General features: G+C 67.7%; 20 protein-coding genes. 13 read left to right on the top strand and 7 right to left on the bottom strand.

Going from position 1 to position 22,364, the window contains the following annotated elements; genetic code table 11:
* Positions 1 to 7 precede the first annotated feature (7 nt).
* The gene (gene wrbA / locus ACW9TV_RS02125; protein ID WP_494304219.1) at positions 8 to 607 is read left to right on the top strand and encodes an NAD(P)H:quinone oxidoreductase; all 600 of its coding nucleotides are present in this window, start codon (positions 8 to 10) and stop codon (positions 605 to 607) included.
* A 3-nt stretch (positions 608 to 610) separates the two neighbouring features.
* Here wrbA and ACW9TV_RS02120 read toward each other — a convergent pair whose 3' ends face one another.
* Entirely contained in the window at positions 611 to 3,229 is a 2,619-nt protein-coding gene (locus ACW9TV_RS02120; protein ID WP_494304218.1) for a M1 family metallopeptidase, read from the bottom strand.
* Between the two features lie 132 nt (positions 3,230 to 3,361).
* On the opposite strand from ACW9TV_RS02120, the gene ACW9TV_RS02115 reads away from it, so the two are divergent.
* Both ACW9TV_RS02115 and ACW9TV_RS02110 read left to right on the top strand, forming a co-directional pair.
* Positions 3,362 to 4,711, top strand: coding sequence for a TrkH family potassium uptake protein (locus ACW9TV_RS02115; RefSeq protein WP_494304217.1), 1,350 nt, complete (start codon positions 3,362 to 3,364; stop codon positions 4,709 to 4,711).
* Positions 4,701 to 5,372, top strand: a complete 672-nt coding sequence (locus ACW9TV_RS02110) for a potassium channel family protein (protein WP_494304216.1) — start codon at positions 4,701 to 4,703, stop codon at positions 5,370 to 5,372. Before ACW9TV_RS02115 ends, ACW9TV_RS02110 begins: the two co-directional genes overlap by 11 nt.
* 22 nt (positions 5,373 to 5,394) lie before the next feature.
* On the opposite strand, the gene ACW9TV_RS02105 is transcribed toward ACW9TV_RS02110, so the two are convergent.
* The 5 genes from ACW9TV_RS02105 to lgt form a co-directional block, all read right to left on the bottom strand.
* Positions 5,395 to 6,063 carry a superoxide dismutase gene (locus ACW9TV_RS02105; protein ID WP_494304215.1) on the bottom strand — a complete coding sequence of 223 codons (669 nt, stop codon included), beginning with the start codon at positions 6,061 to 6,063 and terminating at the stop codon, positions 5,395 to 5,397.
* Between the two features lie 92 nt (positions 6,064 to 6,155).
* Entirely contained in the window at positions 6,156 to 7,274 is a 1,119-nt protein-coding gene (locus ACW9TV_RS02100) for a calcium:cation antiporter (RefSeq protein ID WP_494304214.1), read from the bottom strand.
* On the bottom strand, positions 7,271 to 9,100 hold the full coding sequence (locus ACW9TV_RS02095) for an aminopeptidase P family protein (RefSeq protein ID WP_494304213.1): 1,830 nt from the start codon (positions 9,098 to 9,100) through the stop codon (positions 7,271 to 7,273). Before ACW9TV_RS02095 ends, ACW9TV_RS02100 begins: the two co-directional genes overlap by 4 nt.
* Positions 9,097 to 10,155, bottom strand: coding sequence for a class I SAM-dependent methyltransferase (locus tag ACW9TV_RS02090; protein ID WP_494304212.1), 1,059 nt, complete (start codon positions 10,153 to 10,155; stop codon positions 9,097 to 9,099). The genes ACW9TV_RS02095 and ACW9TV_RS02090 overlap by 4 nt, the downstream gene beginning before the upstream one ends.
* On the bottom strand, positions 10,152 to 10,985 hold the full coding sequence (lgt, locus tag ACW9TV_RS02085; protein WP_494304211.1) for a prolipoprotein diacylglyceryl transferase: 834 nt from the start codon (positions 10,983 to 10,985) through the stop codon (positions 10,152 to 10,154). The genes ACW9TV_RS02090 and lgt overlap by 4 nt, the downstream gene beginning before the upstream one ends.
* Before the next feature lie 63 nt (positions 10,986 to 11,048).
* On the opposite strand from lgt, the gene ACW9TV_RS02080 reads away from it, so the two are divergent.
* Genes ACW9TV_RS02080 through pgeF form a run of 5 tightly spaced genes read left to right on the top strand, consistent with a single transcriptional unit; the run spans position 11,049 to position 16,407 of the window.
* Positions 11,049 to 12,239: an acyl-CoA dehydrogenase family protein gene (locus tag ACW9TV_RS02080; RefSeq protein WP_494304210.1), complete on the top strand. Its 1,191-nt coding sequence runs from the start codon at positions 11,049 to 11,051 to the stop codon at positions 12,237 to 12,239.
* Between the two features lie 4 nt (positions 12,240 to 12,243).
* Complete coding sequence (locus tag ACW9TV_RS02075) at positions 12,244 to 13,383, top strand: acyl-CoA dehydrogenase family protein (RefSeq protein WP_494304209.1); 1,140 nt, start codon at positions 12,244 to 12,246, stop codon at positions 13,381 to 13,383.
* A gap of 9 nt (positions 13,384 to 13,392) precedes the next feature.
* Positions 13,393 to 15,120, top strand: coding sequence for a class I adenylate-forming enzyme family protein (locus tag ACW9TV_RS02070; RefSeq protein ID WP_494304208.1), 1,728 nt, complete (start codon positions 13,393 to 13,395; stop codon positions 15,118 to 15,120).
* Between the two features lie 7 nt (positions 15,121 to 15,127).
* Positions 15,128 to 15,655 (top strand): GNAT family N-acetyltransferase, encoded by a 528-nt coding sequence (locus ACW9TV_RS02065; protein WP_494304207.1) that lies wholly within the window; start codon positions 15,128 to 15,130, stop codon positions 15,653 to 15,655.
* Positions 15,652 to 16,407, top strand: a complete 756-nt coding sequence (gene pgeF, locus ACW9TV_RS02060; RefSeq protein ID WP_494304206.1) for a peptidoglycan editing factor PgeF — start codon at positions 15,652 to 15,654, stop codon at positions 16,405 to 16,407. The genes ACW9TV_RS02065 and pgeF overlap by 4 nt, the downstream gene beginning before the upstream one ends.
* Positions 16,408 to 16,471: 64 nt before the next feature.
* On the opposite strand, the gene ACW9TV_RS02055 is transcribed toward pgeF, so the two are convergent.
* Positions 16,472 to 17,596: a tetratricopeptide repeat protein gene (locus tag ACW9TV_RS02055; protein ID WP_494304205.1), complete on the bottom strand. Its 1,125-nt coding sequence runs from the start codon at positions 17,594 to 17,596 to the stop codon at positions 16,472 to 16,474.
* Positions 17,597 to 17,830: 234 nt separating this feature from the next.
* Between ACW9TV_RS02055 and fabD the strand changes: the two genes are divergently transcribed.
* From fabD to mltG, 5 genes are all read left to right on the top strand, one after another.
* Positions 17,831 to 18,784 (top strand): ACP S-malonyltransferase, encoded by a 954-nt coding sequence (gene fabD, locus ACW9TV_RS02050; protein WP_494304204.1) that lies wholly within the window; start codon positions 17,831 to 17,833, stop codon positions 18,782 to 18,784.
* A gap of 62 nt (positions 18,785 to 18,846) precedes the next feature.
* Positions 18,847 to 19,581: a 3-oxoacyl-[acyl-carrier-protein] reductase gene (fabG, locus tag ACW9TV_RS02045; RefSeq protein ID WP_494304203.1), complete on the top strand. Its 735-nt coding sequence runs from the start codon at positions 18,847 to 18,849 to the stop codon at positions 19,579 to 19,581.
* Positions 19,582 to 19,685: 104 nt separating this feature from the next.
* Complete coding sequence (locus ACW9TV_RS02040) at positions 19,686 to 19,922, top strand: acyl carrier protein (protein ID WP_374386471.1); 237 nt, start codon at positions 19,686 to 19,688, stop codon at positions 19,920 to 19,922.
* Between the two features lie 147 nt (positions 19,923 to 20,069).
* The gene (gene fabF, locus ACW9TV_RS02035) at positions 20,070 to 21,317 is read left to right on the top strand and encodes a beta-ketoacyl-ACP synthase II (protein WP_494304202.1); all 1,248 of its coding nucleotides are present in this window, start codon (positions 20,070 to 20,072) and stop codon (positions 21,315 to 21,317) included.
* On the top strand, positions 21,317 to 22,315 hold the full coding sequence (gene mltG / locus ACW9TV_RS02030) for an endolytic transglycosylase MltG (protein ID WP_494304201.1): 999 nt from the start codon (positions 21,317 to 21,319) through the stop codon (positions 22,313 to 22,315). The genes fabF and mltG overlap by 1 nt, the downstream gene beginning before the upstream one ends.
* Positions 22,316 to 22,364: the final 49 nt, after the last annotated feature.

Here is a 22,364-nt window from a genome sequence, read left to right as displayed (position 1 = left end):
AATTGCAATGACCAAGGTTCTCGTCCTCTATTATTCGTCCTACGGCCATCTGGAGACGATGGCGGACGCCGTCGCCGAGGGCGCGCGTTCGGCTGGCGCCGAGGTGGCGGTGAAGCGCGTGCCCGAGCTTGTGCCGGACGAAGTGGCGAAGGCCAGCCACTTCAAGCTGGACCAGAAGGCGCCCGTCGCCACCGTTGCCGAACTGGAAGACTATGACGCGATCATCGTGGGCAGCCCGACCCGCTTCGGCCGTGTGGCCGCGCAGATGGCGAATTTCTGGGACCAGACCGGCGGCGTGTGGTTCCAGGGCAAGCTGATCGGCAAGGTGGGCGCCGCCTTCACCAGCACCGCTTCCCAGCATGGCGGGCAGGAAACCACGCTCTTCTCGATCCTGACCACCCTGATGCATCACGGAATGGTGATCACCGGCCTGCCCTACAGCTTCCAGGGGCAGATGCGGAACGATGAAGTTACGGGCGGCGCGCCCTATGGCGCCACCACCATCGCAAACGGAGACGGCAGCCGCCAGCCCAGCCAGAATGAACTGGATGGCGCCCGCTTCCTGGGCCGCCACGCCGCCGAAATCGCGGCGAAGCTGAAGGCCTGACCCTCAGCGCCCCGCAGGGGCCAGCGCGGCGCTGACTTCGGCGCCGCGCTTCGCCCTGATCGCGGCGCACTGGCGGATGGTGCCCAGCGGGCGCACAAGATCCAGTTCGCCCATGCCCAGTTCGGCAAGACGCGGCCGGAACAGGGTTTCCACCCGCTTTGCATCCGCTTCGCTGCACAGGCTGGTCGTGATCGAGACGAACTGGCCCAGCAGTCCGCCGAGGCGGGGCTTCAGGCCATCCAGATTTCGCTCCAGCCATGTCATCGCCTGGTCCCGGGTCGCCGGGTTGGCGAACATGCCGCCGATGATGGCGGTGGCTTCCAGATTCTGCAGCCGCTTGTCGCCGATGCGGTCAAGGATCGCGCGGCCGCCATCCAGGCCGAGCGCGTTCGCGGCCTGGCGGCGGAACAGCGGCTCGTCGGATTGCACCAACGCCTCGAACAGCCGGTCGGCAAGCGCCGGATCCGCCCGCAGCGCCGCCCGCAGCGCGGTTGTGCGCATCCCCGGATCCAGAGCGGCGGCGTCGCCGGCAAGCGCCTTGCGCGCAGCGTCCGACAGGCGCGCGCTGAGGGCCGGATCCTGTCCTTCGCCCACGGCCATCAGCACCAGCGACTGGCGCAGTTGCCGTTTTTCGGTGCTGTCGGACCCATGGCTTCCCCGCGCCGGATCGACACCGAGCCCGTCCAGCCGCGCCACCGCCAGTCCCCGCACGAACGCGCGCGCGGCCGCGATATCGGCGGCCGAACCGCTGCGCTTCACATGGGTCATGATCTCGAAGGGCAGGAAGGTCGCCACCAGGCGCTCGTCGTGCGTGGCGAAGGCGCGGGCCGCGCGGATCTGTTCCTCGAACGAGGCGCCGCCGGCACGGAAGCTGGCCCACAGGCTGTCGAGGCTGGTCAGCGCCTCTGGCGTGGGCAGCGAAGGGCCGGCCGCGATCAGGCGCTGCCAGTCTGCGGCGGGCAGATCGTATCGATAATAACCGGCGCCTGCGGCATTGCCCGCAACCCAGGGGGCCGTGCCGCGCACCGGCGCAAGCGTCCCGGCCGGCTGGTCGAGCAGCGTGCACTGCCGCCCCTCGCCCGAGGAGGCGCAGACCGGCACCTTCCACAGCGCATCCGGGGTGTTCACCCCGATCGGGCGATAGCGCGACTGGGCCAGCGAATAGCCGCCGTCCGAGCCCGGACGGAAGGTCACCAGTGGAACGCCCTGCTGGTCCACGAAGCTGCGGAAGGCCGGCACCAGCCGCGGATCACCTGCGCCTTCGGCGATGTTCGCGAAGAAATTGTCGGCAGTCGCGGTGCCGTTCCAGTTGCGCGCCAGATGCAGACGAACGCCCTGCTGCCATTTTCCGTCGCCGACATAGGCCGACATCATGCGAATGGTCTGGCCGCCCTTCTGGTAGGTGATGGAATCGAAGGCGGCATTGATCTCGGCGGAGTCGGTGATCGGCTGCCGGATGGGCCGGCCCACTTCCAGGCTGTCCTCGTCCATCGCGCCAAGGGCGCCCGCCAGCTGGTCGGCGCCGACCCCCAGATCCGGCCGCCACTGGCCGGCGATCTCGTTGCCCATCCATTCGGCAAAACTCTCGTTCAGCCAGATGTCGTCCCACCAGCGCGGCGTGACGGCGTTGCCGAACCACTGGTGCGCCAGTTCATGGGCAACCACGATGCCGAACTGCCGTGCCTGTGATGGCGGCGCATCCCTGCCCAGCAACAACAGGGTGTCATCATAGACGATCAGGCCGCTGTTCTCCATCGCGCCGCCGTGGATCGGCGAGGCGATCTGGTCGAGCTTGGGCCAGGGATAGGGGGTTCCGAACCAGGTCTCCAGCCGCTCCAGCAACTTGGGCGTTTCGGCCGTTGCGAAACCCAGGCGTCCGGCCTGGCCCTTCGTGGCGATGTTGCGGAACGGCAACGCCGTCTTGCGCACGGCGTTGGGCGGGATCGTGCCTTCCACCACGTCGAAATCCCCCACGGCGAGCGAGACCAGATAGGTCGGCATCGGGCCGATCGCGGCGAATGCGTGACGGACCATGCCGCCGGGCTGCGGCGTCGCGGTCGTTTCCGGGCCGTTGGAGAAGGCCTTCATTCCTTCGGGCGCGGTGATCTGCACATGGATGGGCGTCTTGTGGCGCGGCTCGTCGAAGCCCGGGAAGACGCGCCGCGCATCAATGGCCTGGAACTGTGTCCAGGCATAGGGCGCGCCGCCCACCTCCACCTTGTAGAGGCCCGCCGTGCTGGTCATGAAGGGGGCGGTGTAACGGAAGCGCAGGGTGTGGCGCCCGGGGGCAAGAGGTCTCTGGAAGCTGACGAGCGCGACGCCTGTGGGGTGCACCTGCCGGTAGCTGGCCGGATTGGGCGCCATCCGGCCCGTGATCGCTTCGGCCGACAGCATTTCCAGACCGTTGCCATGCAGGTGGAGCTGGCTGAGCGGAGCCTTCGTCTCGATATCGATCTCTGCCACGCCGGAAAAATCCGCCTTGCGCGGATCAATGGCGAGATCCAGCCGGTAGGCCGTCGGTCGGGCGATGTCGGGCAGCTCGCCGATGGGAATGTCGGCTGCGGACGCCGGGGTGAAGGCAATGGCGAAAAGCGCGGCCTGCGCGAGTCGTTTGAACAGCATGGCAACCAGCCTAGGATGCAGCGCGCCGGTTGCAAAGGCCGCCTGGCAAGGCCCGAACCGCAGCTGTCGTCCGTTGCGCCAGGCCCGCCGTCGTGGCACGGCTTGGCCGTGGTGACAGGGGCTTCCGCATCGTTGGGACAAGGCCGCCGGGCCGTCGCGCACCCGGAGCGTGCGATCCCGCTCGCCTTCCTCATCGGGATCGCGGTTGGCACGCTGCTGCTGGCGCTTCCGGTTTCGCGCGCAGGCGGGCTTTCGGGCGAAGGCGGGGCCCCGCTGATCGTGGCGCTGTTCACGGCCACGTCGGCCTTCTGCGTGACCGGCCTGACGGTGGTGGATACGCCCACCTACTGGTCCCCCTTCGGGCATTTCGTTCTGCTGCTTCTGGCGCAGGCGGGCGGCATCGGCATCATGACGGGCGCCACCCTGCTGGGCCTTCTCGTCACCCGGCAGCTTCGGCTGAAAAGCCGCCTGCTGGCGCAGAGCGAGATGAAGAGCCTTGATCTTGGCGACGTGCGCACCGTGCTGCGGCTGGTGCTGGCGGTGACGCTGGTGACGGAGGCGATCCTCGCCCTGTGGCTGACGCTGCGCTTCCTCGGCTATGGCATGCCGCCGGGGCAGGCCCTCTGGCAGGGCCTGTTCCATTCGGTGATGGCCTATGTGAACGCCGGCTTTTCCACCCTGCCCGAAGGCCTGGCCGCCCATTCCGGTGACTGGCTGCTGGGCATTCCGCTGATGATCGGCGTGATCCTGGGCGGCATCGGCTTTCCCGTGCTGCTGGAACTCAGGCGGGAATGGCGCCGGCCGCAGGGCTGGTCGATCCATACCAAGCTGACCTTGTGGGGCAGCCTTGGGCTGACCTTGATCGGGATGGCCGCGATCCTTCTGTTCGAATGGAACAATCCCGCGACCCTCGGGAAGGCCGGCCTGTCGGAACGGCTGCTGGGCGCGCTGTTCCATTCGGTGATGACGCGATCCGGCGGGTTCAACCTGCACGACACGGCGGCGATGGGGGCGGATTCCACGCTGATCTCTTCCGCGCTGATGCTGATCGGCGGGGGCAGCGCCTCAACTGCGGGGGGCATCCGCATCACCACCTTCCTGCTGCTGGGCTTCGTGGTGCTCAGCGAGATCCGGGGCCAGTCCGATTCCGTCGCCTTCCGCCGCCGTATCTGCCCGAATGTGCAGCGCCAGGCGGTCGCCGTCACACTCACCGCGGTCGGCGCCGTCTCTCTCGCGCTGCTGGTTCTGGCCAGCTTCGTGGACGCCCCGGTGGAAAAGATCATGTTCGAAGTGATTTCCGCCTTCGCAACCGTCGGCTTGTCGACCGGGCTTTCCGCCAGCATGCCGCCCGGCGGGCAGCTGGTGCTTGTGATCATGATGTATGTGGGACGTGTCGGCACCGTGTCGCTCGCCACCGCGCTTGCAACCCGGATGCGTCATTCGCCCATCCGCTACCCAGAGGAGAAACCGATTGTCGGCTGACGCAGCAAGGGGCGCCCCGCCGGTGATGGTGATCGGCCTGGGCCGGTTCGGCACGTCGGTCGCGCGGTCGCTGACGCGCATGGGGCACGAGGTGCTGGGCGTGGATCAGGCGATGGAGGTCGTCCAGTCGATGTCCGAGGAACTGACCCATGTGGTTCAGGCGGACACCACCAATCCCGCGGCGCTGCGAAAACTGGGCGCCGGGGAAATGGCGCATGCCGTGGTCGGCATCGGATCGGACATCGAGGCGAGCGTGCTGACGGTGGTGGCGCTGGCCGATGCCGGTTGCCGCGACATCTGGGCGAAGGCGGTGAACGCCAATCACGGTCGCATCCTGGAACGGGTGGGGGCCGCGCATGTCGTCTATCCCGAAGCCGAAATGGGCGAACGCGTCGCCCATCTGGTGACAGGCAAGATGATGGATTTCATCGAGTTCGACGACGGCTTCGCCATCGTGAAGACGCGCGTGCCCCGCTTCATGGCGGGCAAGAGCCTGATGGCGACCGATGTGCGCAAGGCCCATGGCGTGACGATCGTGGGCGTGAAGCGCCCGCGGGAGCCCTTCATCCAGGCCGTTCCGGATACAGTCGTCTATCTGTCGGACCTGCTGATCGTTTCCGGCCCGACGGTTTCCGTGGAGCGGTTCGCGGCGCTTACCTGAAGGCCGCGAACCGCAGGTCGGATCAGCCGTTTCCGATACCCAGGTCCAGGTCTTCGACGCTGTCGGCGGCATAGGCCTCGGCGGCGAACGCCCAGTTCAGGTGCTTTGCCGTGACCGCATCCAGATAGGCCTTCCGGGCGCGCTGGTGATCCAGATAATAGGCATGTTCCCACACATCCAGCACCAGGATCGGCTTCAGATCCTCGTCGATCACCGGTGTCTGGGCGTCATGGCCGCCCATCACTTCCAGCCGGCCGTCCTCGTCGGCCACCAGCCAGACCCAGCCGCTGGCGAAATGATCCACGCCGGCCGCCACGATGGCCGCCTTCAGATCCTCGACAGAGCCGAAGTCCCGCTCGATGGCGGCCAGCAGCTTGCCTTCGGGCGCGCCCCCGTCGGGGCTCAGGCTCTTCCAGTAGAAGGCATGATTGAAGTGCTGCGCGGCGTGCACGAAGATGTCGCCCGCCGAAACCTGTTCGGAAATGTCCTGCGGATCGGCGTCGGCGGTTTCCCGGATGATGTCCAGCAGGCTGGCATCGGTGAACCCGTTCGCGTCGGCCAGCGAATTCAGCTTGTCCACATAGGCCTTGTGGTGGCCGGCATGGTGCTGGGCGAAGGTGTCAGCCGAGATCGCGGGCGCCAGCGCGTCGGGCGCGAACGGCAACGGGGGAAGCGAGAAGTTTGCAGGCATGCGAAGTCTCCGTCTGTTTGGGGGGGGGAGATGGTTGAAATAGCCGGGCGAGGTTTCCGTTCGATGGATGGAAATCACCCGGCCGGCGCGGATCAGGGCGCGAACGACGTGAACAGGAAGAAGGCGAAGATCACCAGATGCACCGCCCCTTGCAGCACGGTCGTCCGCCCTGTCGACAGCGACATCGACGAAGCGAGCAGCGTGAGCGACAGCAGGGTGATGCCCTTGGCGTCCAGGCCGAGCACAAGGGTCCAGTCGAAGAAGACGGACAGCCCGGCGATGATCGGCACCGTCAGGCCGATGGTGGCGAGCGCGGACCCCAGCGCGAGGTTCAGGCTGGTCTGCAGGCGGTTGTTCCGGGCTGCGCGGACGGCCGCGATCCCTTCGGGCAGCAGGACAACGCCGGCGATCACCACGCCGACGGCAGACAGCGGCGCCCCCGATTTCACGATGGCCGCGGCCAGCGGGTCCGACAGGGTCTTGGCCAGCAGAACCACCGTCACCAGGCTGACCAGCAGCAAGCCCAGCGCCAGCCACATCTGGCTGGCGGTGATGCTGCCGGCGTCATGGTGATCGTCCGCGCCGCCATCCTCTGGCAGGAAATAATCCCGGTGGCGGACCGTCTGCACCACCACGAACAGCAGCCACAGCACCAGGCTGGCCGCCCCCACCAGGATCAGTTGCGAACTGGTGTAGGTGGGCCCCATCGTGGAGGTGGTGAAGTTCGGCAGCACCAGCACCAGCACCGCGAGGGCCGCCAGCGTCGTCGTGGCGGCCGAGACACCGTGCAGGCCGAAGCGCTGCACATGATGTCGCGCGGCGCCCACGGTGATGCACAGCCCCACGACGCCCGCCAGGATGATCATCACCGCAGAATAGACTGTGTCACGCAGAAGCGCGGCCGACGTATCGGGTTTCGCCAGCATCAGCGTCACGATCAGGGCACATTCGATCACGGTGACGGCAAGCGCCAGAACCAGCGTGCCGAACGGTTCCCCCACTCGCACCGCGATCACTTCGGCATGGTGGACGGCGGCGAGAACCGCAGGGATCAGCAGCGCCCCCAGGAACAGCGCGATGGAAATCTCCGACGAACGGCCATGAAGCAGCGCCAGCGCAAGCACGGCGGCCGCCGGCGCCAGCCAGCTCCAGAATGGCGCCGTGCGCGCGAGGTCGAGGGGGCGGACGAGGGTCTCTGCCAGTTCCCTCATGCCGCCGCCCGCGCCTCGACGAGGAGCGGAGCGGTCGCGGCAAGCAGCCAGTCCCGCGCTGGACCGTCCAGCTGGGGCTCAAGCGCAGTGCGGACACGGGCGTGGTAATCGTCGAGCCAGCCGACCTCGGCAGGTGTCAGCAGCCCCGGGTCGATCAGCCGCTTGTCGATGGGGGCAAGGGTGATTGTCTCGAAGGCCAGCATCGGCTGTTCGTCCGACGGGCGGCTGTCTTCCACGACGATCACCAGATTCTCGATGCGGATGCCATAGTCGCCGGCCTTGTAGAATCCCGGTTCGTTCGAAAGCACCATGCCCGGCAGCAGAACTTCCTCAACCCCCGGCGCGCCGACAGCAGCCGCGATTCGCTGCGGGCCTTCATGCACGCCCAGGAAGTGGCCGACGCCATGGCCGGTGCCATGGGCGTAATCCAGCCCGGCCGACCACAGGAACTGCCGCGCCAGGATATCCAGCTGCCCGCCGCGTGTGCCCCGGGGGAAGCGGGCAACGGCAAGCGCGATATGGCCCTTCAGCACGCGGGTGTAGCGGTCCTTCATTTCCGCCGTCGGCGTACCCAGCGCCACGGTGCGCGTGATGTCGGTGGTGCCGTCGGGATACTGGCCGCCCGAATCGATCAGGTAGATCGTCTCGCCCGCGAAAGCGCGCTTCGTTTCCGGCTCGGACCGGTAGTGCGGCAGGGCCGCGTTCGGCCCCACGGCGGAAATGCTGTCGAACGACAGGTCCTTCAGCAGGTTCGATTCCCGGCGGAAGGCCTCCAGCCGGTCCGACGCATCGATCTCGTCGGCGGGCAGCGCCGTTTCCAGCGAGTGCAGGAACTTGGCGATGGCCGCGCCGTCGCGCACATGGGCGGCGCGCATGCCGTCCAGCTCCACCGGGTTCTTCGCGGATTTGGGCAGGATGGTGGGGTCGCGCGCCTCGATGATCCGGGCCTGTCCGCGCCCCAGGGCCTCGAAGATCGCGGCGACCGACCAGGCCGGGTCCAGCATCACCGCGCCCTCCAGCGCCTCCAGCGCGGGGCCGAAGGCTTCATAGGGCTGGATCGTCACGTCCGGCCCCAGATGCGCGGCGACCTCGGCCGGGATCTTCGCGGGCGCGGTGAACAGCGTGGCGGTCGCATCGTCGCGCACGATCGCGAAGGCACGGACCACGGGCGTCCGGGCGACATCACGACCGCGGATGTTGAAGGTCCAGGCGATCGAATCGAGCGCCGTCAGCAGCACCGCGTTCGCGCCGGCCTTCTTCAGGTCTGCGGCGATCTCCGCACGCTTGTCGGCTGAACTGCGCCCCGAGAATTCCGCGCCGTGAATCTCCGCGGCGCCCATCGGAGGCGTGGGCCGGTCGGTCCAGACGACATCCACCGGGTTCGTCGCAACGGGCACCAGCCGGATGCCCTTCGCCTCAAGCGCGGCTTCGGCCGTGCGCAGGAAGTTGCGTGTCGTCAGCCAGGGATCATAGCCGATGCGCGCGCCGGGGGCGGCGTTTTCGGCCAGCCACAGGTGCAGCGGCTCGGCCGGGACGGCGCGATATTCGTACAGATCGCCATCCACCTGCGCCCGCACCTGGATCGTGTAGCGCCCGTCCACGAAGATTGCGGCGCCGCGGGCCGGGCCCGCATCGGCCGGGCCCGCCGTCAGCACGGCGGCCGACCCTGCGCTGCCCTGAAAGCCCGTCAGCCAGCCCAGTCGCTGGGCATAGGCGCCGACATATTCCGACATATGCTCGTCCGTCAGCGGAACGATGAACCCATCGAGGCCCTCGGCCTTCAGGGTGGCGCGGAGGGCGGCGAGCTTGGCGGCAGAATCTGTCATTCCTGCAATGTAGGGAATCCGGCCGGAACTGGCCAGTCACGGCCGATAATTCCCAGCACCTGGAACAGCCTGCCCATGGCGCCGGCGGCGCACAGGCGCACCCGCGCCGCCTCGATCTCGGCCCGGCGCTCCAGGCTGGCCAGCCGCTTCAGCGCCTCGGCCCGGTCGGGAAGGCCGATCGCATTCAGGAACAGCCCCTGCGCCTCAGGGCCGAAAACCCGGGCATGCGCCGCCGCCGCCCGGGCGATGGCGGCGAAATCGACATGGGCGGAAATGTCCGCCTCGCCCAGCGTCTCCAGCGCGTCGGCGAAGCGCCCGCCCTTCAGCGCCTGCAGCGTGTCGCCGGTGGCGGGGCCGGCATAGCCATAGTCGATGAACAGCGCCGCGCCGCCCTGCGCCGCCAGCCGGCGCGCCACGGCGGCGGCCACCTGCTCGGCGCCGAAGTTGCGTTCATGCACACTCCCCGGCGGCGCATCGCGGATTTCCGCCGGCAGGAAGGCCAGATTGGCGCCGACGCTGCGATCCCAGCGCGGCCCGCGCGCGGTCATCTCCACGCGGCGCATCACCCAGCCATCCTCCACCCGCTCGAACTGGGTGAGCGGCAGGGCGTCGAGGAACTCGTTCGCCACCAGCAGCAGCGGCGCGTCGGCGGGCAGGGTGGAAAGATCGTCGTGCCAGCTGGCCCCGGGCACCGCCTTTTCCTGAAGGGCGCGCAACCGGGGGCTCTTTTCCACGAAATGCACCGAAAGCGCGGCCCGCAACCCCGGCGCGGCCCGGTCGATGGCGCGCAGCGCATCCGCCATCAGCGTTCCCCGCCCCGGCCCCAGCTCCGCCAGGATCACGGGCGCGGGCGATCCGGCGCGCAGCCACAGATCGGCCAGCCACAGACCGATCAGTTCCCCGAACATCTGGCTGATTTCGGGCGCCGTCACGAAATCGCCCGCCACGCCGAAGGGTTCCCGCGTGGCGTAATAATGATCCGCCGCGATCGCCATCACGCGCGCCAGCGGCAGCGGCCCTTCGCGGCGCAGCAGGTCGGCGATGTCCGGGTTCACGCCGGGGCTGTCTCGGCGGCGGTTTCCCGCCGGTTCAGCGTGGCCAGCAGCCACAACCCGGCCAGGATCATCGGCAGCGTCAGCACCTGCCCCATGGTGAGGCCGAACGACAGGACGCCGAGCTGGGCGTCGGGTTCGCGGAAGAATTCGATGGCGAAGCGCGACAGGCCATAGCCCAGGATGAACACGCCCCCCAGCAGCCCCGGCTTCAGCCGCGCCCTTGTGCCCCAGAACAGGAAGGTCAGCACGATCAGCAGCAGCGCGCCTTCCAGCGCGGCTTCATACAGCTGGCTAGGGTGGCGGGGATCGGGCCCGGCATCCGGGAAGATGATGCCCCAGGTGCCGTCCGTCGGCCGGCCCCACAATTCCCCGTTCACGAAATTGGCGAACCGCCCCAGCAGCAGGCCGATCGGCGTGACGACGGCCACATAATCGAGGATCCTGAGCGCGGAGAGCCCCTGCGACCGGGCATAGAGGAGGATGGCGAGGATCACGCCCGCCAGTCCGCCGTGGAAGCTCATCCCGCCTTCCCACAGCTTGAAGACATCCATCGGGTTCTGGAGATACTGGGACGGGTTGTAGAAGATCACATAGGCAAGCCGCCCGCCCAGGATGACGCCCAGCGTGCACCAGGTGACGAGGTCGTCCACATGCTTCGCCGTGATGGGGGAACCGGGCCTTCTGACCATGCGCAGCAGCAGCCACCAGCCGGCGACGATGCCGACGATATAGGCGAGGCTGTACCAGCGCAGGGCGAGCGGCCCGATCTGGAGGGCGACAGGGTCGAGCCCGAGGCTCGCCCATTCGACAGGTGTCTGGAAAAATTCCATGCCGCGCTTCATATCGGCTGTAAGGAGAGAGCGCGAGAGCGCTTTTGGGAGAGAGACAGGATAATGGACGAAACGCCCGAACTCGCGGCCTTCCGCGCGGAAACCCGTGCATGGCTGGAGGAAAATTGCCCCGCCGAGATGCGGACGCCGCCCGGCGGCGACAACGACATGTGCTGGGGCGGGCGCAAGTGGAAGTTCCGCAGCGAGGCGCAGAAGCAGTGGCTGGAGCGCATGGCTGCGAAGGGGTGGACGGTGCCCGAATGGCCGACGGAATATGGCGGCGGCGGCCTTTCGAAGGACCAGGCCAAGGTCCTGCTGCAGGAAATGCGCCGCATCCGGGCGCGGCCGCCGCTCTCCTCGTTCGGCATCTGGATGCTGGGCCCGGCCCTGCTGAAATATGGCAACGAGGCGCAGAAGAAGGAACATCTGCCGAAGATCGCCCGCGGGGAGATCCGCTGGTGCCAGGGCTACAGCGAACCGGGCGCCGGGTCTGACCTTGCCAGCCTGCGCACCTCCGCCATTCTGGAGGGCGACGAATATGTGGTGAACGGCTCCAAGATCTGGACCAGCTACGCCGACAAGGCGGACTGGATCTTCTGCCTTGTCCGCACCGATCCGGACGCGCCCAAGCATCTGGGAATCAGCTTCCTGCTGTTCGACATGGAAAGCCCCGGCGTTTCCACCAGCCCGATCAAGCTGATCTCGGGCTATTCGCCCTTCTGCCAGACCTTCTTCGACAATGTCCGCGTGCCCGCCGAAAATCTGGTCGGCACGCGCGGCAAGGGCTGGGACATCGCCAAATATCTCCTCACGCACGAGCGGGAGATGATCGGCGATATGGGATCCCCGGGGCGGGATTCGATGCACCAGATCGCGAAGAAGGCGATCGGCACCGACGGCGAGGGGCGGCTGAAGGACAGCCTGCTGCGGGCCGATATCGCCCGGCACGAGATCGACGCCTTCGCCTTCGCGCTGACGATGGAGCGGGTGAAGGACGAAGCGAAGGCAGGGCAGGGCGTGGGCGCCCTTTCCTCCATGCTGAAATATTACGGGACCGAGCTGAACAAGAACCGGCAGGAACTGCTGATGTCGATCCAGGGCTCGGACGGCCTCACCTGGGAGGGGGAGGAACGCTACGACGGCGCACTTGCGCGCGATTGGCTGCGCAGCCGCGCCAATTCCATCGAGGGAGGAACATCGGAAGTGCAGTTGAACATCATCGCCAAGCGCGTTCTCCAGCTTCCGGGGGCCTGATCAGATGGCATTGGTCCTGAACGACGAACAGCGGATGGTGAAGGAATCCGCAGACGGCTTCTTCGCCGAACATGCCCCGGTGTCGCAGTTGCGGAAGCTGCGCGACACCGCAGACGCCGACGGCTTCGACCGCGGTCTGTGGGCGAAGATGGCGGAAATGGGCTTCGCCGGTGTCGCCATTCCCGAGCAGTTCGGCGGTGCCGGGCTGGGCATGGTGGCCGCCGGGCTGATCCAGGAAGCGATCGGCCGCAATCTTTCGCTGTCCCCCTTCCTGTCGGCCGCCATCCTGTCCGCCACCGCGATCGCGAGGGGCGGCAATGAGGATCAGAAGGCGGCGCTGCTGCCGAAGATCGCCGCCGGCGAGCTGATCGTGGCGCTGGCCGCCGACGAGAAGGCCCGGCACCAGCCGGCTGCCGTCTCCACGAAGGCGGAAGCATCGGGCAACGGGTTCCGGCTGACGGGCGCCAAGCCCTTCGTGCTGGACGGCCATGTGGCCGACAGGCTGATCGTCGTGGCCCGTACATCCGGCGCGGACGACGAGAAGGCCGGCATCACCTTGTTCCTCGTCGATCCGAAGGCGGCGGGCGTGGGCGTGAAGCGCCGCTCCATGGTGGACAGCCGCAACGCCGCCGAGGTGACGCTGGACGGCGCGCAGGTGGATGGCGCGGACGTGCTGGGCGCCATCGGCGGCGGCTTCGCGATCCTGGAAGCCGCGCTGGACGCCGGACGGGCCTGTCTGGCGGCCGAAATGCTGGGCGTATCCGCGCAGAGCTTCGACACCACGGTGGATTATCTGAAGCAGCGCGAACAGTTCGGCGTGAAGATCGGTACCTTCCAGGCGCTGCAGCATCGCGCCGCGCACCTGTTCTGCGAAATCGAGCTGGCCCGTTCCGTGACCCTGAAGGCGCTGACCGCGCTGGACGAGGGCGACGAGCGCGCCGCCCTGTTCGTGGCGCTGGCGAAGGCCAAGGCAGGCGATGTCGCGAAGCTGGCCACCAACGAGGCGGTGCAGATGCACGGCGGCATCGGCATGACGGACGAATTCGACATCGGCTTCTACATGAAGCGGGCGCGCGCCGCGGCCGAAACCTTCGGGGACAATGCCTTCCACGGCGACCGCGTCGCCCAGTTGCTGAATTACTAGAGGACGACCATGGCCCTGACCGATCTCGACAAGGCAATCGACGCGGCGACCGCCGCCATCACCGCGCCGGGCGGCCAGCTTGCGCTGGGCACCGCCAACATCCGGGGTGTGGATTATCCCGTGTTCGAAGCGGCGCCGCAGTCGCTGCGGGACTATCTGGCCTTCTTCCTGGCGACCAACGCCGACAAGGAGTTCATCGTCTATCAGGGCGAGCGGTTCACCTTTGCCGATGTGCAGGCGCAATCGGTGAAGATCGCGGCCGCGCTTCAGGCGCGCCACGGCATCGCCAAGGGCGATCGCATCGCGATCGCCATGCGCAACTATCCGGAATGGGTTTCCACCTTCCTGGCCGCCGTGATGGTGGGCGCGGTGGTGGTGCCGATGAACGCCTGGTGGAAATCCGACGAGCTGGCCTATGGCATCCGCGATTCGGGCACCCGGCTGGTGTTTGCGGACGAAGAACGGCTGCGCCGGATCCGCGAGATCGAGGGGCTGGACGTCACCGTTGTCGCCGTGCGCACCAGCCATCAGGTGGCCGCGCAGCTGGGCGCGGAAACGCTGGAGGATGCGATTGCCGCGTCGCCGCCCGCGCCCTGGTATCTGCCGCCGATCTACCCGGAAGATGACGCGACGATCATGTACACCTCGGGCTCGACCGGTGCGCCCAAGGGGGCCGTTTCCACCCATCGCGCCATCGTGTCGGGTTCGATGAACTATCTGGTGCAGGGCCTTTCCATGCTGCAGCTGGCGCAGGCGGCCGGCACGGAACTGCCGGCGCAGCAGGTGATGCTGCTGAACGTGCCGCTGTTCCACATCACAGGCCTGGTGCCGGTGCTTCTGGTTTCCATCGCCATCGGCCGCAAGCTGGTGATCATGTATCGCTGGGATGCGGGCGAGGCGCTGCAACTGATCGAGAAGGAGCGCGCCACCTATTTCGTGGGCGTGCCCACCATGAGCCTGGAGCTGATGCAGCATCCCGACCGGGACAAATATGATCTCTCCTCCCTGCTGGACATCGCCGGCGGTGGCGCGCCGCGCCCGGCCGAGCATGTGGGCCGGCTGGCGGAGGCCTTCCCCGGCAAGAACCCGGCCATCGGCTACGGCCTCACGGAAACCAACGGCGTGGGCGCGGGCAACATCCGCGAGAACTACCGGCTGCGGCCCGAGTCCACCGGCCGCGCCTCGAAGCCGCTCGTGGAGCTGGCGATCTTCGACGACGGGATGAACCCGCTGGGCGCGGGCGAAGTGGGCGAGGTGTGCATCCGTTCCGTCGCCAATGTGCGCGGCTACTGGAACAAGCCGGAAGCGACGGCGTCCGCCTTCACCCGCGACGGCTGGTTCCGCACCGGCGATCTCGGCCGGCTCGACGAGGACGGCTATCTTTTCATCGTCGACCGCAAGAAGGACATCATCATCCGCGGCGGCGAAAATATCGCAGCCGCCGAAGTGGAGGCCGCGATCTACAGCCATCCGGCCGTCGCCGAAGCCTCGGTGTTCGGCCTGCCGGACGAGCGGTTGGGCGAAATCGTCGGCGCGGTCGTCTATCCGAAGGGTGGGGAACCGCTGGAGGGCGAGGCGATCATGCAGTTCGTGGCGCGTGACCTGGCGGCCTTCAAGGTACCGGCGCGCGTGTGGGTCGTGGATCAGCCGCTGCCCAAGCTGGGGTCCGGCAAGATCGACAAGGTGAGCCTGCGCGCGCATTACCGCGAGGTGCATCAGGGGCGGGCCGTCGCATGACCCGCGTATGAGCTTCACCCTTCGGCGCGCAGGCGCCCCCGATGCAGCAATCGTGCGGCAACTGTTCCACGAAAGCTTCACGGCGACCTTCGGCCATCTCTATCCACCGGAGGAACTCGCGGCATTCCTCGCGGATGCTTCCGAAGCGCGCTTCCGCGCGGCCTGCGCAGCCGACGACCATGCCGTGATGCTGGCCGAAGGACCGCGGGGCGAACCGCTGGGCTACTGCATGCTCGGCCCCTATGATCTGAAGGATCATATCCCCCATCTGCTGGAAGGGCGGCGCTGGTGGGTTCTGCGCCAGCTCTATCTGACGGAGGCGGCCAAGGGCGCGGGAATCGCCGACGCGCTGACGGAATGGGCGATCGCGGAAGCCCGCGCGCGGGCCATTCAGGATCTGTACCTGACCGTCTGGGTCGAAAATCACCGGGCGCGGCGCTTCTATGACCGCCACGGCTTTGAGGAAGTGGGGAAATATCCCTATGTGGTCGGCACCACCGTCGATGACGACCGCATTCTGAGGCTGACCCTTTGATCACACGCCTGACCGCCGGCTCCCTCGGCTTTCCCCATGGATTTCTCGGCCGCACGGGCGGTGTTTCACAGGGCCTGTTCGACAGCCTGAACGTGGGTCTGGGATCCTCCGATGATCCGGCGCATGTGCACGAGAATCGCCGTCGCGCACGGGATGCCGTGGCCCCCACGGCCCGGCTGGTCACGCTGCACCAGGTGCACAGCGCGCACGCCGTGGAGGCCGGCGACTGGCCGGATGACGCGCGGCCACAAGCTGACGGCCTTGTCACGAACCGCCCTGGCCTTGTGCTGGGTATCCTGACCGCCGATTGCGCCCCGCTGCTGTTCGAGGATGTCGAGGCCCGGGTGATCGGGGCGTGCCACGCTGGCTGGAAGGGCGCGTTCACCGGCGTGATCGGCGCGACCATCGATCTGATGGAGCGGCTGGGCGCGAGGCGCGACCGGATCGCAGCCGCCGTCGGCCCCTGCATCGGCCGCAGATCCTACGAGGTGGACGATGCCTTCCGCGCCCGCTTCGAACAGGCGGACCCGGACAATGGCGCCTTCTTCACCGATGGCCGGGCCGGCCACGCCTTCTTCGATCTGGAAGGCTTTTGCCTGAAACGGCTGGCCGAGGCCGGGGTTGCCCGGGCGGAAGGCCTTGGCGCGGACACGAAGGCGGATGCGGCCCGTTTCTTCAGCTATCGCCGGAAAACCCTTGCCGGCGAGGCGGATTATGGCCGCCAGATCAGCCTGATCGCCCTTCCGGGCTGACAGGACAAGAAAAAGGGCCCCGGCGCGAACCGGGGCCCTCTTCGATTTCCGGTACCGAAACGCCTTACTTCGTGGAGGCGTAGAGATCCCACAGGCCCGCGATCTCGCTGGCCGAACCGGCGGGAACCGCCTTGAACGACTGGCGGGCGGCCGCGGCCTGACCGGCGCGGATCTGGGCGATGCCCTTGAACAGGGCGGCTTCGCCCGCGTTCGGACCCTTCTGTGCGGTGGTGAAGGCGGCGATCGCCTGCGGATATTGGCCAGCGCCGAGGAAGGCGTTGCCGGCCGCCAGCGCGGTTGCCGGGTTCTTCGCACCGGCCGGGGCAGCGGCAAGGGCCGCAGCCTGCCGCTTGGCGGCGGCTTCGACGAGCTTTGCCGTCATCGGATCGGTGGCAGGCAGAACGCCCGAACCGCCGGCCGTCTTCACCACGTCCGCGGCGACGCCGGGCTGGCCGGCCACGATCGCCAGCTTGGCGAATTCCTGCACGTCGGCAGCCGTCGTCAGGTTCCCCGTCTCGCGCATCAGGTGATAAAGTGCCAGCTTGGAATCGCGCGACATCGCGCCCGACTTCATGTCCACCAGCAGGGCGCGCCAGCGCGCCGGGGTCGGATCCAGCCGGATCAGCTTCTGAATGGTGGCCAGCGAACCCTTCTTGTCCCCCATCTTGCTCTGCGCGGCGGCAAGGTTCTGCAGCGCATTCACATTGTTCGGGTTCCGGCTCACCATGTCCTGGTAGATCTTGGCGGCTTCGGCGGGCTTGCCCTGCTGCAGATAGGACTGGGCGACAATCGTCGTCTGGCCGGACTTGCGGGCGGCGGCGATCGCCTTGTCGTACTGGCGGGCCTGATAATAGAGCGGGGCCAGCTGCGAGGCCGGGGCGCCGACGCGCTCCAGCTCGGCGGCGGCGGCGCCGTAGTTACCGGCGCGGGTGTAGACATAGGCGGCCGTCTGCGAAACCTTCGTGCGCTCCGCAGCGGTGCTCGCGGCCGAACGGGCCTGATTCACATAATTGGTGGCGGCGGCGGTATTGCCGGCCTTGGCCGCGTTCAGCGCCTGTTGCAGCGGCTTGCCGACAGCAGGCGAAATCGCCTGCGCGAACGCTGCGCTTCCGGCGACAGGAAGCCCCGCCATCGGCAGGGCAGTGACCAGCCCGAGAGCGACGAGCGGAAGCCTGGAAATCAGATTCATTGACGACCTTTCTTGTCGATGGAACGCAAAGGCACTCAACGCCCCCTGCCACGCCGCGCATGGCGCGCGCCTGAACAGCCGGAAAAGGAGCCCCCGCTCCCAGTGCAGGGGCAGCAATAGGGGAAGGAAACGCGCAAGAAAAGGTGCCTGTTGGCGCAATTTCCGGACATCGGGCAGACGGTTTTGACAGCGCGGTCGAATGCGCTACTGGCCATGTCCCGTTTCTCAACAGCCATGCGAGCACAGCAGGTGACAACAGCCTTCATCTTCCCCGGTCAGGGGAGCCAGTCCGTCGGCATGGGCAAGGCCCTGGCCGAGATGAGCCCCGCCGCCCGCGCCGTCTTCGAACAGGTGGACGACGCCCTGCAGCAGAATCTGACGCGCCTGATGTTCGAAGGGCCGGAAGATCAGTTGACCCTGACCGCGAACGCCCAACCCGCGATCATGGCCTCCAGCCTGGCCGCGCTTGCGGTGCTGGAAACCGAAGGCGGCATCCGGCTGGCCGAAAAGGCCGCGTTCGTCGCCGGGCACAGCCTTGGCGAATATTCCGCCTTGTCGGCGGCCGGCGCGATGCCGCTGGACGTGACGGCGAAGCTTCTGCGCCGCCGGGGCGAGGCGATGCAGGCGGCCGTTCCGCCCGGCGAGGGCGCCATGGCGGCGATCCTGGGGCTGGGACTGGAGGATGTGCAGGCGATCGCGGCCGAAGCCGCGCAAGGGGAAGTCTGCACTGCCGCCAACGACAATGCGCCGGGGCAGGTGGTGGTGTCCGGCCACAAGGGCGCCGTCGAGCGTGCGCTGGTGCTGGCGAAGGCGAAGGGCAGCCGCCATGCCGTCCTGCTGCCGGTTTCCGCGCCCTTCCACTGCCCTCTGATGGCGCCCGCCGCAGACGCCATGGCCGAAGCGCTCGCCGCTGTTCCGATCGCCGTTCCGCTGGTGCCGCTGTTTGCCAATGTCACTGCGGCGCAGGTGACCGATCCGGATACGATCCGCGGCCTGCTGGTCAGCCAGGTGACGGGCACGGTGCGCTGGCGCGAATCGGTGCTCGCCCTGCAGGAAGCGGGTGTCACCCGGCTCGTCGAATTCGGCGGCAAGGTGCTGGGGCCGATGGTGAAGCGCATCGCGCCCGACATCCAGAATCTGTCTGTCGTGAAGCCCGACGATGTCGAGGCGGTGCTGAAGGCGCTTTAGGGATCGGGCCCCGGCCCGCGCGGGCCTGATTCGAGACACATGAGGGGCGAGGAGATACGAGAATGTTCGACCTTTCAGGGCGCACCGCGCTCGTCACCGGGGCCAGCGGCGGCATCGGCGGGGCCATCGCCCGGACTCTGAAGGCGCGCGGCGCGAAGCTGGCCCTTTCCGGCACCCGGGCAGAGGCGCTCCGGGCGCTGGCGGATGAACTGGGCGGGGCCGAGATCCTGCCCTGCCGGCTGGATGTCGCCGAAGAGGTGGAGGCGCTGGTGCCCTCTGCCGTGGAAAGGCTGGGCCAGCTCGACATCCTGGTGAACAATGCCGGCATCACCCGCGACGGCCTCGCCATGCGGATGAAGGACGAGGACTGGGCCGCCGTGCTGAAGGTGGACCTGGAGGCTGCCTTCCGGCTGTCGCGCGCGGCCCTGCGCCCGATGATGAAGGCGCGCCACGGGCGCATCATCTCGATCAGTTCGGTCGTGGGATCCATCGGCAACCCCGGCCAGGCCAATTATGCAGCGGCCAAGGCCGGGCTGGAGGGCATGACGCGCAGCCTGGCAGCCGAAGTCGCCAGCCGGGGCGTCACCGTGAACTGCGTCGCGCCGGGCTTCATCGCATCCGCGATGACCGACGCGCTGACGGACGACCAGAAGGCGAAGATGTTCGAGCGCATTCCGGCCGGCCGCTTCGGCGAAGGCGCGGACGTGGCGGCGGCCGTGCTGTGGCTGGCCAGCGACGAGGGCGGCTATGTGACGGGTCAGGCCGTTCATGTGAACGGTGGGATGCACATGGCCTGAGGGGCGGCCCCGCTTGCATGGGGCCATCGGGACGGCTAGTGCGGATTGGCATATCCACGGGGGCCCGCCGATTTGCGCGGAACCCGAATGAAAGGGTTAGAGGAATGAGCGACGTCGCCGAACGGGTGAAGAAGATCGTGGTCGAACATCTTGGCGTTGACGCCGAAAAGGTGACGGAAGAAGCCAGCTTCATCGACGATCTGGGTGCGGACAGCCTCGACACCGTCGAGCTGGTCATGGCTTTCGAGGACGAGTTCGGCGTGGAAATCCCCGACGACGCGGCCGAGAAGATCCTGACCGTCAAGGACGCGATCGCCTTCATCGCCGCAAACGGCAAGTAAAGACGATCCGGGCCGCGCGCGCGTGCGCGGCCCTGCAACGGCCTCGTGGGTTCCACGAGGCCGTTTCCATATCTGCTCACCATCGCTATGGGCGGCAGCAGGGACAGCCCGGCCGCAAAGGCGGGGTGCAGAAACTGGGAGACAAGGATGCGCCGCGTTGTCGTGACAGGCCTGGGGCTTGTGACCCCGCTGGGTGGAAGTGTGGAGCAGACCTGGTCGCGGCTGATCGCGGGCCAGTCGGGCGCAGGCCCGATCACCCGCTTCGACGCCAGCGACTACAGCTGCCGCATCGCCTGTGAAGTCAAGCCGGCTGATTTCGACCCGAACCTGCGCGTCGACCACAAGATCCAGCGCCAGGTCGATCCCTTCATCGTCTATGGCATCGATGCGGCAAGCCAGGCCCTTGAGGACGCCGGCCTCACCGACATGCCGGAGGAAGACCGCCTGCGCGCCGGCACGCTGATCGGATCGGGTATCGGGGGTCTTCCGGGCATCGCCGAGGAATCCATCGTGCTGTTCGAACGCGGCCCGCGCCGCGTCTCTCCGCACTTCGTGCATGGCCGGCTGATCAATCTCGTCTCGGGTCAGGTGTCCATCAAATATGGCCTGATGGGCCCGAATCACGCGGTCGTCACCGCCTGCTCCACCGGTGCGCACGCCATTGGCGACGCCGCCCGGCTGATCGCGCTGGACGACGCCGACGTGATGGTGGCCGGCGGCACCGAAGCCACCATCTGCCCCATCGGCATCGCCGGCTTCGCACAGGCCCGCGCGCTGTCCACCGGGTTCAACGACGAGCCGACCCGCGCCAGCCGCCCCTGGGACAAGGGGCGCGACGGCTTCGTGATGGGCGAAGGCGCCGGCATCGTGGTGCTGGAAGAGTATGAGCGCGCGAAGAAGCGCGGCGCGAAGATCTATGGCGAAGTGGTGGGCTATGGCCTGACCGGAGACGCCTATCATGTGACGGCGCCGCACCCCGAAGGATCCGGGGCGTTCCGTTCCATGCAGATGGCGCTGAAGCGCGCCGGCCTGAACCCCGGCGACATCGATTATGTGAACGCGCACGGCACCTCCACCCCGATGGGCGACGAGCTGGAGCTGGGCGCGGTGAAGCGGCTGTTCGGCGCCGACATCGGCCGGGTTTCCATGAGCAGCACCAAGTCCGCCATCGGCCACCTTCTGGGCGGCGCGGGCGCGGTGGAAAGCATCTTCACCCTGCTGGCCATGCGCGACCAGATCGTGCCGCCCACGCTGAACCTCGAGGATCCGTGCGACGGCGCGGAAGGCGTTGACCTGGTTCCGTGGAAGGCGAAGGAGCGCAAGGTGGAAGCCGTGCTGAACAACAGCTTCGGCTTCGGCGGCACCAACGCGACCGTCGTGTTCAAGAAGGTCTGATGGCCTCAGGCGCAAAGGTCGCGGGGCAGCCGCGCTGGATCGTCTGGGGGGCGACGCTGTCGCTTCTCGCGATGCTCACGCTCAGCCTGTGGACGGCGACCATGTGGCGCCGCGCCCCGCTGCCGGGCGCGGAACGCATCGAGGTGGAGATTCCGCGCGGCGCCTCCATCGGGCAGGCGGCGGACATCCTCGAGCAGGCCGGCGTGATCGACAGCTCCGAGGCGTTCGAGCTTCTGGCCCGCACGCTGGGGGACAGCCGCGAAATCCAGTATGGCACCTACGGCTTCTTCGAGGGCGAGGGCTGGGGCTCCATCCTGGAGCGCCTGAAGCGCGGGGACACGCTGATCGTGCGGATTCCCATCCCCGAAGGCATGCCGTCCATCCAGGTGGCCGAACGGCTGAATTCCGTGGGCCGGCTGAAGGGCCAGGTGGAACCGCCCGCCGAAGGAAGCGTGCTGCCCGCGACCTATGAGGCGAAGATCGGGGAATCCCGCGCCGACGTGCTGAAGCGCATGCAGCAGGCGATGACAGAGGAACTCGACCGCCAGTGGGAGCGGCGCTCGGAACATGCCGTCGTGAAGACAAAGGACGAGGCCGTGATCCTGGCCGGCATCGTGGAAAAGGAAACCGGCGACCCGTCCGAACGGCGGCGTATCGCGGGCCTTTATTCGAATCGGCTGAAGCAGGGCATGCGGCTGCAGGCCGATCCGACGGTGATCTACCCCGTCACGAAGGGCAAGCCGCTGCAGCGGCGCATCCGCCAGTCGGAGCTGCGCGCGAACAACGGCTACAACACCTATGTGCGCGACGGCCTGCCGCAGGGGCCGATCACCAACCCGGGGCGGGAAAGCATCGCTGCCGTGCTGGATCCGGAAGTGCACGACTATCTCTACATGGTGGCCGACGGCACCGGCGGCCACGCTTTCGCCCGCACCTACGAGGAGCATCAGGCCAATGTGGGCAATTGGCGCCAGATTCGCCTCGAGCGCGGGATCTGAAGCGGCCCCGCCCGCCAGGCAGGGGCGTCCGCCCGCTTGACCCGGCGGG

This window comes from Sandaracinobacter sp. T42 (genome assembly GCF_059115405.1).
This window is presented reverse-complemented; position numbering and strand designations above follow the sequence as displayed.